The organism is Paraburkholderia fynbosensis (assembly GCF_902859935.1).
Classification (GTDB): Bacteria; Pseudomonadota; Gammaproteobacteria; order Burkholderiales; family Burkholderiaceae; genus Paraburkholderia; species Paraburkholderia fynbosensis.
Map to the genome: position 1 here is coordinate 24,348 of NZ_CADIKI010000016.1, position 14,052 is coordinate 38,399.

Below are 14,052 nucleotides of genomic sequence, written 5' to 3' on the forward strand. Positions count from 1 at the left end.
TGCGCGAGTCGCATGCGCGCGCGACCACGACGCCGGCTTAAAACTCGGCGTCCAGTTCGTCGATCTCTTCGACTTCCTGCTGCGCGTCGGCGATCCACTGCTGCATGTCGGGCAGCGCGATGACCCGCTGTCCATATTCGACGATTTCCGGATCGAGCTTCACGTCGTAAGTCACGAAACGCATGACCACCGGTGCGTACATCGCATCCGCCGCTGTACGCTCGCCGAACAGAAACGGACCGCCATACTGCTTCAGACACTCGCCCCAGATCGTCACGATCCGGTCGATATCCGACTGCGCGCGCGCCCACACCTTGAAGCCCGGGAAATGCGCCTTGAGGTTCATCGGCAATGCCGAGCGCAGCGAAGCGAAACCCGAATGCATCTCGCCGCAAATCGAACGGCAATGCGCTCGCGCGCGAATGTCCTTCGGCAACAGCGCGGCTTGCGGTTTCACCTCGTTCAGATATTCGGCGATCGCGAGCGTGTCCCAGATCTCGATGCCGTCGTGCACGAGGCACGGCACCAGAATGGAGGGCGACAACAGCAGCAGTTCGGCGCGCGCGGCGGGATCGTCGATCGGCATCACGATCTCTTCGAACGGCAAGCCGCTGAACTTCGTCAACAGCCAGCCGCGCAAGGACCACGACGAATAATTCTTGCTGCTGATAGTGAGCGTGGTGTTCGCCATACGTTTCTCCTCCAGATGACGCGCCCGGCCGACGCCTGAGCTCAGGCATGCACGCCGCCGTGCGCGCACGCACCAAAGCGCGGCACTTCCGGCCCGTTGCGCCGAGTCGCGCAAATGCCATGCCAACGCGGGAGCCGCCGCGGGCCCCACGGTCACGCATGGCACATGAATTGCCTCTATTCGGGCTCCTTCCTTTCCTGCACTCGTGCGAAGGTTATGAACCTGTTCGCATACTCCGCGTTCCAGGCCGGCGCCGACATGATGCTGCCGCTACGGCACGGCGCGGCACTGATGAATCATTCGCTCGACGCGTGGCCCGCGTTCGGCGACACGTCGGATGGCCGCTCATTGCGCGCGGGCTGCGAACTGTTGATGCTCGCAGGACTCACGCCCGTGCGGCCGCCGTTCGGCATCGATAGCGTAGTGACGGAAGGCAGGCAGGTGGCCGTCGTCGAAGAAATCACCGCGCACACGCCGTTCTGCTCGCTGTTGCATTTCCGTAAGGACACCACGCTGTCGGCGCCGCAGCCGCGCGTGCTGATCCTCGCGCCGATGTCCGGCCACTTTGCGACGCTGCTGCGTGGCACCGTGCGCACCATGCTGGCCGACCACGACGTCTACATCACCGATTGGCGCAACCCTCGCGACGTGCCGCTGAGCCAGGGCCGCTTCGGCTTCAACGAATTCGTCCAGCACGTGATCGATTTCACGGAGAAGATCGGGCCCGGCTCGCATCTGCTGGCGGTGTGCCAGCCGACCGTCGCCGCGCTCGCGGCAGTCGCGCTGATGGCCGCCGAGGATCATCCCGACCAGCCAGCCAGCATGACGCTGATGGCCGGGCCGCTCGATACGCGCATCAATCCGACGCGGGTCAACGAACTGGCGAAGAGCAAACCGATCGAGTGGTTCGAGCAGAACCTGATCAGCGCGGTGCCGTTCGGTTTCGCGGGCGCGCATCGCCGCGTGTATCCGGGCTTCATGCAGTTGAGCGCGTTCATGTCGATGAACCTCTCCCGCCATGCCGATTCGTTCGAGACGATGTATTACGAGCGCGCGAAGGGCGATCCGGCGAAAGCCGATGCGATTCACACGTTCTACGAAGAATATTTCGCGACGATGGACCTGACGGCCGACTTCTATCTGGAAACCGTCGACACGGTTTTTCAGCGGCACGCACTGCCGTTGCATGCGCTCGAAGTGGAAGGCCGGCTGGTGGACCCGTCGAAGATCCGCCGGACTGCGTTGCTCACGGTCGAGGGCGAAAAAGACGATATCTGCGCCGTCGGGCAGACGCTCGCCGCGCAGGACATGTGCGACAAGCTGCGGCCATATCTGAAGACGCATCATGTGCAAACCGGTGTCGGGCATTACGGCGTGTTCAACGGACGCCGCTGGGAGCGGCACATTTATCCGCGCGTGCGGGCCGTAATCTACGACAACGAGCCGCGCGCGGTGCTGGTGAGTTCGCGGGCGCGAACGATCACGCCCGTCCCGATGCCCGCCGCGGCCGCAGCAGAGATCACGGCAGCGGCGCCGCTTGCCGCGGCGGTGGTCGATGTCGAAGTGGACGCGCAGTTGGCGGCGGGCGGCGCGAATGGCTCCGGCGCGAGTGCCGACGACAGCGGCGGTTCAACCGCGGTCGCTGGTGCCGCAGCAAAACCGGCTGCGGCGCGAGCGCTGCGCAGACGGCCATCGGCCAGTTAGTGACCTGGTTCGCTGGGGCTTGTCTGCTGCGTGGTACGCCGCGATGCGGCGTATGTACACGGTGTTCGCAGCGCTGACGGCTATCGCGCCGCCAAGGCTGCTCGCGCTTGCATCAAACAGCAACGCTGTTCCACGGCTTCACGGCCGGCACTTCACACGGCCCTTCGACTTCAATCGATTTGAAATCGGCAGGCGACACGATTTCAATGTATTCCATGTCTTCGGAGTAGTCGAACAGATAGTGGACGATGCCCGGTGCCTGGTGCACGCAATCGCCAGCGGCGACCAGCGTTTCCTTGTCGCCGTACATGAAGCGCGCCCAGCCCTTCAGCATGATCACAATGTGGAAGTCGGCCTCATGACGGTGCCAGCCGGTGCCTTGCTCTGGTGCGTGATTCGCCTTGACGAGTTGCGCGAGCACCTTGCCGCCGGTCGCCTGCGCGATGCCCAGATCGCGGTAGAGAAAAAAGTCGCGTAAGCCTTGATCCACGTAGGACGTGTCTTGCGGACGGACATGGCTGAATTGCGTGGCGAATTCGGTGGACATGATCGCGCTCCATGAGAGTGAGCCGGCAGTTGAAACGACGCGTTGAGCGTCGATTGCAAGCATCAAGCAGGCCAAGTTTTCTGCTACTCGCCTCGATCTGACCTGGTTCTGCGGCGGCACGCGATGGCGCGCGATACTTCAGATGCCGCGCCGCATTGCGCGGCACGGCTCGGCGTACTTCAAACGCCGGGGATCGTGGCTCAGGCAGTCGGGCGGAACATCTGGAACATCTCGCCGATTTGCGCATAGTCGGCGCGATAGCCCGCACGCATGATCGGCTGCGCGGCCTGAGTGTCGAACAGGCCGTCTTTCAGATACGCCTCGTTGATATGCACGCCGACCACCTGGCCGAGCGACAGATAGTTGTCCATCGGCTTGCCGTCGAGCGTATGCAGACGCACCACTTGCAGCAGCTTGCATTCGAGCGCGGCCGGCGATTCGGCAACGTGCGGCACGGCGACGTTGCGACCGGGTGCGGGCGTCAGGCCGGCGAGTTCGAACTCGTCGACGTGCGGCGCGACCGGAGCCGACGAACGGTTCATCTGTTCGGCGAGCGGCCGCGTCGCGAGATTCCAGACGAATTCGCCGGTGGCCTCGATGTTGTTGACGCTGTCTTTACGGCCCTCGCTGCTGAAGCCGATGATCGGCGGGAAGGTGGCGAACGCGCCGAAGAAACTGTAGGGCGCAAGGTTCAACGTGCCGTCGGTATCGCGCGAAGAAATCCAGCCGATCAGACGCGGAGCGACGATGGCCTTGAACGGGTCGTGCGGCAGGCCGTGGCCGGCAGCGGGATCGTAGAAGTAGTGGGACATGTGGTGGTGAGTTGGCGGTGATGCGAAGTGACTAGTTATACCGCAGAGTAGCGAGAGTCGTTGCGGGCGTGCTGTGGTGTCGAGCGGGAGGCGTTGCTGCTATCTTCGATGCTGCGGCCAGGCTGTCGCCAGGAGCCAGGTGCATGGTGGCAACGCGGCAGTAATGTCGTTGCAACCCGCGGCGCGGCGAGCGCGTTCGGCTGCGCCCGTTTGCGTTCACTCGCGTTCACTCGCGTTATGCGCCCGCGCCAGGCCTGCATCAGCCGCGGCTGATCACGCGTTTGCGTCCTTCCTTGACGCGCGCCAGACGCTCGTCGTCCCACTCATGGAAACCGGCGCCGCTGCGCACGCCGACACGCCCCGCATCCACCTGCTGACGCAGCAGGTCCAGCACGTCCTCGTCTTTGGCAAGCTCCGGCATCAGATGCGAAGAGATGTCGAGGAAGGTGTCGAGCCCACCCATGTCGGCGCCTTCGAGCGGTCCGACGATCCCCCAGCGGCGTCCCAGCGATGCCTTCATGACCCGGTCGACCACATCCGGCGTCGCGGCGCCGGAGCGCACGATGTTCAACGCCTCGCGCAGCACTGCAAATTGCAGGCGGTTGCCGACGAAACCCGGAATCGCCTTCGCCAGCACCACCGGCTCCATGCCGATCGCGCTCATCAGCACAGCGGTATGTTGCGTGACTTCCGGCGCGGTTGCCGTGCCCGGCACGACTTCGACGAGCGGGATCATGTGCGGCGGGTTCCAGAAATGCGCGATCAGAAAGCGCTCTTTCGCGCGCAACGGCGCGACCAGTTGATCAGGCGGAAAGCCGCTGGTATTGCTCGCGAGAATCGCGTCGTCGGCCAGCAGTCCGGTGAGCGCCGCATAGAGGCGATGCTTCAGTTCGAGCACCTCGGGAATCGCCTCGATCACGAATTGCGCCGACGCCATCACGTCGAGTTGCGCATGGGTTTCGATGCGCGCGAGCGCCGCGCGTTTGGCCGCTGCGTCGATACGCCCGGCGTCGATCAATTCGTCCAGCACCGCTTCCGCTTTCGGCGCGACGCTGGCCAGACGCGCCGGGTCGACGTCGTGGACGATCGTCCGGTGCCCGTGCAGCGCGCTTTGCGTCGCAATGCCGACGCCCATCAACCCCGTGCCCACTACGCCAATTGTTGCCTTGTCCACGCCGCTCTCCTGCCGTCGATAAAAGCCTTCAAGCATAGCGCAGCGCACCCGTTTGCAAGGCTGAACGTGACAAAGCCGGTCTTCCGCGATGAAGGACCGGCTTTGTGGACCTCACGCCGCGATGCGCGGCGCCGTCATGCATGCATTAACCGTGATGCGGCGGACGATGGTCGTCGTGGTGGCGCGGATCGCGGTCGTGCGGGTGATTGTGCATCCACTCGTCGTGATCCCAGTAGCGGTGGCCATCGTAGTAACGGTCGCCATGCCAGCCGATGTTGATCGACACACCCACCGGCACCAGGTGCGGCTGACCATACACCGCCGGGCGGTAGCCATTCTCGACGATGACGCGGTCCTGGGCGAAAGCGCTACCGGCTGCGAGCAACGCGCCACCTGCCAGCAGGGTTGCAATGATCGAACGCGATGTCTTGTTAAAGGTTTTCATAGTGACCTCCCATCAAAGTGTTGTGTCAAGCCAGCGCCGGTGCTCATTCGAAGGATCGAACCCGACGCCGTACGCTTGAGAGCAACTTTAGCGACGCAAACCGCCCGAACACGTGAGCACTTGTAAGCGGGCATTTCACAGATGGGGCGGGATGACGGCACGGTCGTACCGCGCTCTCGCCCCGTTCACGGGGGCATGCGTCGCAGGCGAGGCGCAGGAAGCGTCGGCTGCATGTCAGGCGCCGTTACATTCATTTCGTCGGAGAAATATTGGGCAACTGATAGGCGGTCCGCATCGCCCAAAAAACAAAAGCCACGGTACGCGTTTCGCGAACAGTGGCTTCAATATTGCGATGCGCACCCGAAGTGCGCGTCCCTGCGCGCTCTTCCGCGCTCTGGACAGACAGCTGGACTTTAGTCGGTCAGCTTGACGCCGAACAACGTTGCTTGCGCGCGACGCATACGCGCCGATTCGCGGCTACGCGCTTCGTACGAGTAATCCGAATCCATCGGCAGGTGGGGCGACGCAAAGAGGTCGCTGACCTTTTGGAACAGTGCAAAGATGAAGCTCATGGCGACTCCCGGTTAGTTACTGCATTTGCTAGGGGTTTTCCCTTAAGAAGAAGTATAGGGTTTTCCCTAGGCAAAAGCTAGTGCGATGCAGCAATTTTTTAGTGTGGCGGGATGTCGCTGGCTGTGACGTCATGGTGCGTTGCATCATGACAACGTCCCTTTTTTTGCACGTCCGGTCGAAGCCCATTAACTGCTACTGCAGGGTGGTCGAGGCCGGCTTGCGGCTTCGCACGGGTTTCGCGCGCGGCGCGTCTTTACGCGGATTTGCGACGGCAGCGTCGACTGCGCCGGCCGCCGAAGCGTCTGCGCGCAGCAAGGTCGCGCTGTTCAATGACACGATCAGGCCCGGCAGCGTCCGCGCGGGATTGTCCTGCGGTTTGACGGACGCTCCAGTAGCGGTAAATTCAACGTTCAACGCCCAGTGGCCCTCGTGGATGCCCTGATCGCGCAGCAGTGCGGCCAACAGGTCCTCGATTGAATATTTGTGCGCGCTAGTCGGCATGATGGCTCCCGTCAGAAGATGCGCTGGCGTACCGGTCCGGCTTCGCGACAGCGGGGAGAGTGTAAAACGCGCAGGGGCGTTGCGACGGGGCGGCGGGGAGCAAGTGCCTTACCGCTCCTATCTCCCGGGACGAGATGGGCAAGGCGGTGGCCACCGAAGTTGACCGGAGAACCTGGCCGCCGCTGCCGGCTAGCGCCGGCGCAGCGGTGACTGACGATCAGCCCGGCCTAACCGCCTTGGCCCTGTACCCATGCAGGGTTCGCGCGGCGTGCTTGCCATGAGCCGTCGTCGCGGCGCCGGCTTGCTGAGGCGCGGCGGGCGGCGTCGTAACCGCCGTCGCCGCAGCATTGGCCGCCGCTGCGTTGGCCACTGCGATGTGCGAATCGAGCAGGCTGGCCATGGCCGCCTGCTGGGTCTGCATCATCATTTCGATGCGGTGTTGCTGAGCCGTCGTCTCGCGCGTCAGCCGCATCAGAAGCAGGGTCTGAGTGATGCCGATCGCCACCGTCACCAGCAATGCGCCCACCACGATCGACAACATCCATTTCATGCGGCGCGAATGATCGGTCGCGGCGCGGCGCTGGTCGGCAATCACGCCGTAGAGCGCATCGACGGTATCGGCGAAGGCGGTTGCGCGTGCGCGATCCAGTTCCGGCGCGGCACGCAGCGCGGCTGCCGCCGATTCCGCCCGCTGCGCTTCCCGCCACGGCGCGGCGAACGCCGCGGCGCCGGCGTCTGGTGAGGCCTCCGCCGTATCGGTCAACCGCTTCGCCGCCGCATCGGTCGATTCAGTGGACGCCCCGCTCATGTCCACAGTGGCACTATCGGCAACCCTGCTCGCCGCTTCGACGTCAGCCACGGCTGCGTCCTGCGAAGCCGTCGCCGCTTTCGCCAAAGTCGCCGCGAAGCGCTGCGGCGGTTTGCCGCCGCCCGATTTCGACGCGGCCGCCGGGTCAGCCGCCGCCGTCCGCGGTTCTTCCGCCTGGCGCAGCGCGGTCATGCTACGGGCGACGGTCGCAGCCGCCATCGCGGACGTGAACGGCATTGCCAGATCGCGCGCCGACACTGTCGGTGTCTCATGCACATACGCTTGCGCCGCCGGTTTCGCGTCTGCCGGAACCGTTTTTTCGCCGACGGGCAACGCCGCCGGCGTCGACAGCTCGATTTCGAGTCCGCTCAATTGCGCGTTGACCGGCACCGGTTCATCGGTCCTCGCGACGCGCGGCGTGCGGCGCGCAGCCTTCGCGTCCAGCAACACGCCGTCGCCGGCGTCGATCGCGCCAACCGCCGCCAGCACGACATCGGGTAATTCGAAGCCATGCAGCGTGCCCTGCCGGATGTCGATATTCATCGCTTCCAGCGTCGCGCGGGTGGGATCGTCGGGGAACAGGTCGAGGGTGCTGTCGTCGCGGGACGCGCCGCTCAGTTGCGCAAGGCGTTGTGCCGAGCGCGCGGCGCGCGCCAGCTTGTTTTCGGTTTCGGTCGAGACGGTGGCTTGGCGCCGCTTTTTCGAAGCGGCGCGCTGAGGCCGGGACTGCCTGGTTGCTACGGAATCTGCCATAGAGAAAAAAGCGGTTGTCGCCGTCAAGCGGGCGCCGAGCACCGCTCGTCAATGCCACTGGAATTTTTCGAGCCCGCATTGTCGCATGGCCGCCCGCCCCCGCCGAAGCCATTCTCCGACGATTTTCGCCTTTTCAGGATGACGCCTCGTCTTGCTTGAACTGCCTGACGCCATGCAGTTGACGCAAGCGCGCGCAGATCGCTTCATATTCCGTATTCGACACGCGATGCAGCGTGATCATCACCTCGTCGCACTCGGGCGTGTCGTCGCTTTGCTGCATCACGAATTGCTTGACGCGCGGGCTCGCCGCGCCGAGTTCGTCGTGCAGCGAGTGAAACGTCATCGTGCCGCGCTCGACGATCATCGTCACCTGGCGCCGCTGCTTGACCGTGATGAAGCGGCGCTCGAGCGGCTTGATGCCGGCCAGGATGATCAGAATGATGATGGTCGCCGCGATCGACGCCGTGTACAGTCCGCCGCCGACCGCGAGGCCGATCGCCGCGACCGACCAGAGGCTCGCCGCCGTGGTCAGTCCGCGCACGATCTCGCCGCGCAGCAGGATCGAGCCCGCGCCGAGAAAGCCGATGCCCGAGACCACCTGCGCGGCCATCCGCGACGGGTCGAGCACGACATGATCGCCGGTCAGCACTTCGGCGAAACCATAAGCCGACACGATCATGATCAGCGCCGAGCCGACGCACACCAGCATATGCGTGCGCAGGCCGGCCGCCCACGAGAGCCGCTCCCGCTCGAAGCCGATCACGCTGCCGAGCGCCGCGGCCAGCACCAGGCGGGAGACGAGTTCGAGATTCCCCAACATTGTTTTTCCTCCTTATCAGACATTATTCGAAGCGGCTTTCCCGCCCGTGGCGGCGTGTTCAGCACGACCCGTTTGCTTTATGCTAAGCCGCGTGCGGGTTGCGTCGACGTGGCGTCGGCAGTATGGCGCGCGATTGCCAAGGTAATGCTGCGCCGTCGGCGCGCAAACCGGGTAGCATCCGCACTCGCCGCCGATCCGAGCCGCCCCCGCACCGCGCCGCCGCTCAGACCACGGACCGGTTCCGTGGACGCTCCGGCATCCCGCGCCTGACCAACTTGACCATACCGAGCATGAATCCTGCCGCCGCTACGACGATCGCCCTCGCCACCGCACTGCGCGATCACTTCACGAGCGTGGTGCTGCCCATGTGGCGCGGACCGGGATTCAACACCGCGCTCAAGTTGCCCTATGAATCCCTCAGCGCCGAGGATCACGCGCCGCTGCCCGCCGAGCGCTATCGGGCGATGGCCTGCGCGCGACAGCTGTTCGTATTCTCGCAAGCCGGCGACGCGGAGCATGCCCAGGTGCTGTTCGACTCGCTGAGGCATACCTTTCAGGACACGGTTCACGGTGGATGGTTCTACAGCGTCGACCCGCACGGCGCGCCGCTCGACACCACGAAAGACCTGTACACACACGCATTCGTCGTTTTCGCGTGTGCGGAATACGGGCGGCGTTCGGGCAATCGCGACGCACTGGCGCTCGTGCACAACACCTCGGCGCTGATTCAGTCGCAATTCGCCGCCGACGGTGATCTGTTCAACGCCGCGCTGAGCGCGGACTTCGACAGCGTCACCGGCACGCCGATCCAGAATCCGCTGATGCACCTGACCGAAGCCTGGCTGGCCGCCTGCGAAGCGACGCGCGACAACGTCTTCGGCGCCGCCTTGCGCCGTCTGGCCGGCGCGGTGGCGCATCACTTCGTGCATAAGCCGACTGGCTGCATCGCCGAATTACCGATCGGCGCGAGCGGCAACCGTCTCGAGCCGGGCCATCAGTTCGAGTGGTTCTGGCTGGTTCGGCAGGCGGGCGCGCAGTTCGCCGGAACCGGCCTCGACGAAGCGCTTACGCGCGCGTTTGCCTTCGCGCAGCAGCACGGCGTGGACCCGGCCACGGGCGGCGTGTGCGCCTCGCTCGACGAAACCGGCGTGATCAACGACGCCACCCAGCGAATCTGGGCGCAAACGGAATATCTGCGCGCGCTCGCGTGCCACGACGATCCGGCTGCGCTCGCCGCGCTGCCACGGCAAATCGAACTGTTCGAGCAACGCTTTCTGCATCCGCGGGGCTGGTTCGAGTGCAAGACGCCGGCCGGCGACGTGGCGCGCGCCGACATGCCGTCCACCACGCCCTATCACCTCGCCACTGCGTACGCCGGGTTGCCGGCCTGAGCGACGGCTAACTGCCTCGCTGCGCGCAGCTGTCCACTAACTGTCTCGCGGCCATGGCCAGGAAACTCGCGGAACCTTGGTATCACGCGCCGCCGGCGGAGGAAATCTGCCCGCTCTGTGGCCGGCCGATCCCGCCGAGCCAGCGCGACCTGCATCATTGGGTGCCCAAAACGAAGGGCGGCAAGGAAGTGGCCGCGTTGCACCGCATCTGCCACCGACAGCTTCACGCGCTGTTTTCGGAGCTCGAACTGGCACAGCGCTACTCGACGCTCGACGCACTGCTCACCGACGAGGCGGTGCGCACCTTCGTCCGCTGGGTTCGTACCAAGCCGAATGATTTCTACGAGCGAAGCCGCCGCAGCACGAGGAAAGGCTGAGGGTCGAGCGGCAGCGAGCTGGTGAACACGGGTGAAACGCGGCTGAAGCGCCGCTCATGGCGAAGCCGGCTGAGCGCCGGGCGGCGAGTTGATAAACGGGGGCCGACGCCAAGGCCGACCACCCATCGATCAATACTCTTCGCGTTGCCAAGGTCCCCAATCGGCGCCGGAAGATTTAAAACGCATATAAGTTGCGCTATGGCCGGTGGGAATATCCGACGTATCGCCGTGCGGCTTCTGATCGGTGATATGAAGGGCAAAAGCCTGCCGGTCTTCGGTATCGACGGTGATTCGGCCAACCGGGTCCACGGCGCCCTCTTGAGGGGATTTAGACTCCAATATCGCGAGATAGGGGGTCAAACGGCTCCAGAACGATGTAAGTTCTTCCTGCAAATAATGTGTCAATGTTTTTCCTGGAAGAGTAATACACACAGTTTACCCTACCGGGCGGAACACCCTTTCAAATGCGTTCTAGAGCCTCAAAAAGGCCGATGCGGGGGAATACCCGGATATGGCTTGGTTGGCGTCCGTCATAAAGACGTGATACAACTCTCACTTCGCGCTCGACCTCGTGTTGAGAAAGCGGGTCGCGAATGCAACACACAACATTTACTGGATCAAAAATGGCAACAGGTACTGTGAAGTGGTTTAACGATGCAAAGGGCTTTGGCTTCATCACGCCGGACGACGGCGGCGAAGACCTGTTCGCACACTTTTCGGAAGTTCAAGGCAGCGGCTTCAAGTCCCTGCAGGAAAACCAGAAGGTGTCGTTCGAAGTTAAGCAAGGCCCGAAGGGCAAGCAGGCTGCAAACATCCAGCCGGCCTAAGTACCTTCAGGTACTTGAGGCACCCTTAGGCGCTTGCGTCTGATGCAAAATGGCCCGCATTCGCGGGCCATTTTCTTTGCTGCATGCCTTCTTTTAAGCGCCTGCGTGGTTTAAATCGCGCGCATTCCCGGACACGCCGAATCCCGGAACCGGCCCGCGCATGTCATCGAGCTGTTGCGTGCGCAACACAGTTTCAGAAATTTCGAACACGGATACAGCCTGTTTCAATTGCTGCGTCTGTTGATGCAAGGAAGCCGCCGCCGCCGCGGCCTGTTCGACGAGCGCCGCGTTCTGCTGCGTCATCTCGTCCATCTGCACCACCGCCTGGTTCACCTGCTCGATGCCCGTGCTCTGTTCGAGCGACGACGCGCTGATTTCCGCCATCATCTGCGTGACGCGCGAAATCGACGCCGACACGTTGCTCATCGCCTGGCCGGCATGCTCGACCAGCGCCGAACCGCCCTGAATCTCCGCGACCGATTCGCTGATCAAGGTCTTGATCTCTTTCGCCGACTGCGCGCTGCGCTGTGCGAGACCGCGCACCTCGCCCGCCACCACCGCGAAGCCACGGCCCTGCTCGCCCGCACGCGCGGCCTCGACGGCCGCGTTCAGCGCGAGGATGTTGGTCTGGAACGCGATGCCGTCGATCACCGAAATGATCTCGGCGATCTTGTCCGAGCTTTGCGCGATGCCGCGCATCTTGTCGACCACCTCGTTGACCACTTCGCTGCCGCGCGACGTCGCTTCGAGCGCGGTTTCGGCAAGCGCATTAGCCTCACGCGCGTGATCCGCGTTCTGGCGCACCGTGGCCGTCAGTTCCTCCATGCTCGACGCGGTTTCTTCGAGCGATGCCGCCTGGTTTTCGGTACGTGCCGACAGATCGGCGTTGCCGGTGGCGATTTCATCGGCGCCGAGATGGATCGAGTCGGCGGACTCGCGCACGGTCTGCACCGTGCGCGCCACGCTTGCCTGCATTCTTGCGAGACCGGAGAACAGCCGGCCAATCTCGTTGGTGCCGCGCGCGGCGATCGGCTGGTCGAGGCGCCCTTGCGCGATGCGCTCGAAGTGCTGGCCCGCTTCCTCCAGCGGCGCCACCACGCCCCGGCGCAGCCCCGCATAGACCGCAACGGTGCCGGCCACCACCAACAGCAGGATCACGATGCTGACGACGCGAAATGCCGCCATGCGGTCGTCGATCGAATCGAGCGATGCACGGCTCGCCGCCTCGCCGAATTGCACGAAGTTGTGCGACTCCGCGAGATAGGCGTCCTGGAACGACTGGGTCGGCTGATCGAGGAAGGCCTGGATGTTGTTCGAATCGAGAAACTGCACGAGTTCGGCGAGCGCGTCGTGCAGCTTCTTGTAGCGATCGGCGAGCGCCGTGGCGCGGGCGCTGTTTTCGTCGCTGGCCTTCTGCGCGCTCATGAACGCGCCGAAGGACTGATCGGCTGCCGTGAGCTGCTCGCGCGCATGCTGCACGATGTCGGTCGGCTCCGCGCCGCCGCGCACCATGCGCGTGCCGGCGCGTGACAGGTTGATGCGGGCGTCCATCAGGCGCTGGGTCGTCTCATTGACCGCGTCCACCTGTTTCAACGCGATGTTCGACAGATCGCCGACGTCGTCATGAGTGCGGGTGAGCGACCAGAAGCCCAGCCCCACCGTGACGAGCTGGAATACGCAGAACGCGGCCAGAACACATAACAGGCCGGAGGCGACCTTGATCTTGCTGAACATCGTGAATCCTGAGGGCAAAAAAATAACGGAACCTACGTCAGGGTTAACGGCAGGTCCATCCTCGGCTTGAGGCCAATTTCATTAAAAATCGGCTTACAAGCCCTTTTCATCGGCCAACGTCATGATTGCGGCTGTTTCGCACAACAATACGCCGCACATTTTTCCGAATCACCTTGACGCGGTGCATTCACGCTTCCTAGAGTGGGTAGGGACTGCACGGCACAGACCAGTGCAAAACGCCACCACGGGCCTCGCCCGAAGGAATCACGATGACCGACCTCCTCGACCGGGCGCGCGGCGCACTGCATGCCCAGCCGTTCAGCATGTTGCTAGGCGCCGAGCTGATGCATACCGGCACCAGCGAACTCACCCTGAGTTTGCCGATCCGCGACGAGTTGCGGCAGCAGCATGGCTTCGTGCACGGCGGGGTCATCAGCTATCTCGCCGACAATGCGCTCACGTTCGCCGGCGCGCTGTCGCTCGGGCCGAAAGTCGTGACCGGCGAATACAAGATCAACTATCTGCGCCCTGTAGTGAACGGCACGTTGGTCGCGCGCGCGAAGGTCGTCTATGCGGGCCGGCATCAGGCTACCTGCCAATGCAACGTGTACGTGATGGACGGCAACCGCGAGAAGCTCGTCGCCGTCGCGCAAGGCACGGTCAACCGCATCGGTGAAAACGGCGAACACGAACCGGCGGGATAGTCTGCCGGGAATGCTTCGGCGCGGCACGGTCTCCCGTGATCGCGCATCCTCGCTGGTGCGGGACTCGTGCGCCCGCAGCGACCAGCTACTTCACCTGTTACGAGCGCAATGACGCCGAGTTGCGAAAGCCCGGCCGCGCCCTCGACCCATCTCCAACGAACGCGTGATCCGCAGATCTGCGCGACACCATC

The 14,052-nt window shown here is 63.9% G+C and carries 16 protein-coding genes; 5 read left to right on the forward strand and 11 right to left on the reverse strand.

Annotated features, from left to right (window positions below; genetic code table 11):
• Nucleotides 1–37: 37 nt before the first annotated feature.
• A complete protein-coding gene (locus HV770_RS24425; RefSeq protein WP_175163794.1) occupies nucleotides 38–691 on the reverse strand; it encodes a glutathione S-transferase family protein in 654 nt (217 codons plus the stop codon).
• 216 nt (nucleotides 692–907) lie between these two features.
• On the opposite strand from HV770_RS24425, the gene HV770_RS24430 reads away from it, so the two are divergent.
• Nucleotides 908–2,395, forward strand: coding sequence for a polyhydroxyalkanoate depolymerase (locus tag HV770_RS24430; protein WP_175163796.1), 1,488 nt, complete (start codon nucleotides 908–910; stop codon nucleotides 2,393–2,395).
• Between the two features lie 112 nt (nucleotides 2,396–2,507).
• On the opposite strand, the gene HV770_RS24435 is transcribed toward HV770_RS24430, so the two are convergent.
• The 8 genes from HV770_RS24435 to HV770_RS24470 all read right to left on the reverse strand — a co-directional run bounded on the left by HV770_RS24435 (nucleotide 2,508) and on the right by HV770_RS24470 (nucleotide 8,828).
• Nucleotides 2,508–2,942 (reverse strand): cupin domain-containing protein, encoded by a 435-nt coding sequence (locus HV770_RS24435; protein WP_175163798.1) that lies wholly within the window; start codon nucleotides 2,940–2,942, stop codon nucleotides 2,508–2,510.
• A gap of 200 nt (nucleotides 2,943–3,142) precedes the next feature.
• A complete protein-coding gene (locus tag HV770_RS24440; RefSeq protein WP_121320117.1) occupies nucleotides 3,143–3,754 on the reverse strand; it encodes a flavin reductase family protein in 612 nt (203 codons plus the stop codon).
• Nucleotides 3,755–4,013: 259 nt separating this feature from the next.
• Nucleotides 4,014–4,964 (reverse strand): 3-hydroxyacyl-CoA dehydrogenase family protein, encoded by a 951-nt coding sequence (locus HV770_RS24445; RefSeq protein WP_175163800.1) that lies wholly within the window; start codon nucleotides 4,962–4,964, stop codon nucleotides 4,014–4,016.
• A 109-nt stretch (nucleotides 4,965–5,073) separates the two neighbouring features.
• Nucleotides 5,074–5,373: a hypothetical protein gene (locus HV770_RS24450; RefSeq protein WP_175163802.1), complete on the reverse strand. Its 300-nt coding sequence runs from the start codon at nucleotides 5,371–5,373 to the stop codon at nucleotides 5,074–5,076.
• 413 nt (nucleotides 5,374–5,786) lie between these two features.
• Nucleotides 5,787–5,945 (reverse strand): hypothetical protein, encoded by a 159-nt coding sequence (locus tag HV770_RS24455; RefSeq protein WP_175163805.1) that lies wholly within the window; start codon nucleotides 5,943–5,945, stop codon nucleotides 5,787–5,789.
• Nucleotides 5,946–6,138: 193 nt separating this feature from the next.
• Entirely contained in the window at nucleotides 6,139–6,447 is a 309-nt protein-coding gene (locus HV770_RS24460; RefSeq protein ID WP_121320111.1) for a hypothetical protein, read from the reverse strand.
• Nucleotides 6,448–6,664: 217 nt separating this feature from the next.
• Nucleotides 6,665–8,008, reverse strand: a complete 1,344-nt coding sequence (locus HV770_RS24465) for a hypothetical protein (RefSeq protein WP_175163807.1) — start codon at nucleotides 8,006–8,008, stop codon at nucleotides 6,665–6,667.
• A 133-nt stretch (nucleotides 8,009–8,141) separates the two neighbouring features.
• Nucleotides 8,142–8,828, reverse strand: a complete 687-nt coding sequence (locus HV770_RS24470) for an MgtC/SapB family protein (protein WP_175163809.1) — start codon at nucleotides 8,826–8,828, stop codon at nucleotides 8,142–8,144.
• A gap of 290 nt (nucleotides 8,829–9,118) precedes the next feature.
• Here HV770_RS24470 and HV770_RS24475 point away from each other — a divergent pair, with 290 nt between their 5' ends.
• Together HV770_RS24475 and HV770_RS24480 are read left to right on the forward strand one after the other, a co-directional pair.
• Entirely contained in the window at nucleotides 9,119–10,219 is a 1,101-nt protein-coding gene (locus tag HV770_RS24475; protein ID WP_425497473.1) for an AGE family epimerase/isomerase, read from the forward strand.
• A gap of 53 nt (nucleotides 10,220–10,272) precedes the next feature.
• A complete protein-coding gene (locus tag HV770_RS24480; RefSeq protein ID WP_175163811.1) occupies nucleotides 10,273–10,596 on the forward strand; it encodes an HNH endonuclease in 324 nt (107 codons plus the stop codon).
• Nucleotides 10,597–10,725: 129 nt separating this feature from the next.
• Here the strand turns inward: HV770_RS24480 and HV770_RS24485 are convergent, their stop codons facing one another.
• Nucleotides 10,726–11,001 carry a hypothetical protein gene (locus HV770_RS24485; RefSeq protein ID WP_175163813.1) on the reverse strand — a complete coding sequence of 92 codons (276 nt, stop codon included), beginning with the start codon at nucleotides 10,999–11,001 and terminating at the stop codon, nucleotides 10,726–10,728.
• A 218-nt stretch (nucleotides 11,002–11,219) separates the two neighbouring features.
• Between HV770_RS24485 and HV770_RS24490 the strand changes: the two genes are divergently transcribed.
• The gene (locus HV770_RS24490; protein ID WP_102632542.1) at nucleotides 11,220–11,423 is read left to right on the forward strand and encodes a cold-shock protein; all 204 of its coding nucleotides are present in this window, start codon (nucleotides 11,220–11,222) and stop codon (nucleotides 11,421–11,423) included.
• Between the two features lie 93 nt (nucleotides 11,424–11,516).
• Here the strand turns inward: HV770_RS24490 and HV770_RS24495 are convergent, their stop codons facing one another.
• Entirely contained in the window at nucleotides 11,517–13,157 is a 1,641-nt protein-coding gene (locus HV770_RS24495) for a methyl-accepting chemotaxis protein (protein WP_175163815.1), read from the reverse strand.
• 269 nt (nucleotides 13,158–13,426) lie between these two features.
• On the opposite strand from HV770_RS24495, the gene HV770_RS24500 reads away from it, so the two are divergent.
• Complete coding sequence (locus HV770_RS24500; RefSeq protein WP_121320099.1) at nucleotides 13,427–13,861, forward strand: PaaI family thioesterase; 435 nt, start codon at nucleotides 13,427–13,429, stop codon at nucleotides 13,859–13,861.
• The last annotated feature ends 191 nt before the right edge of the window (nucleotides 13,862–14,052 follow it).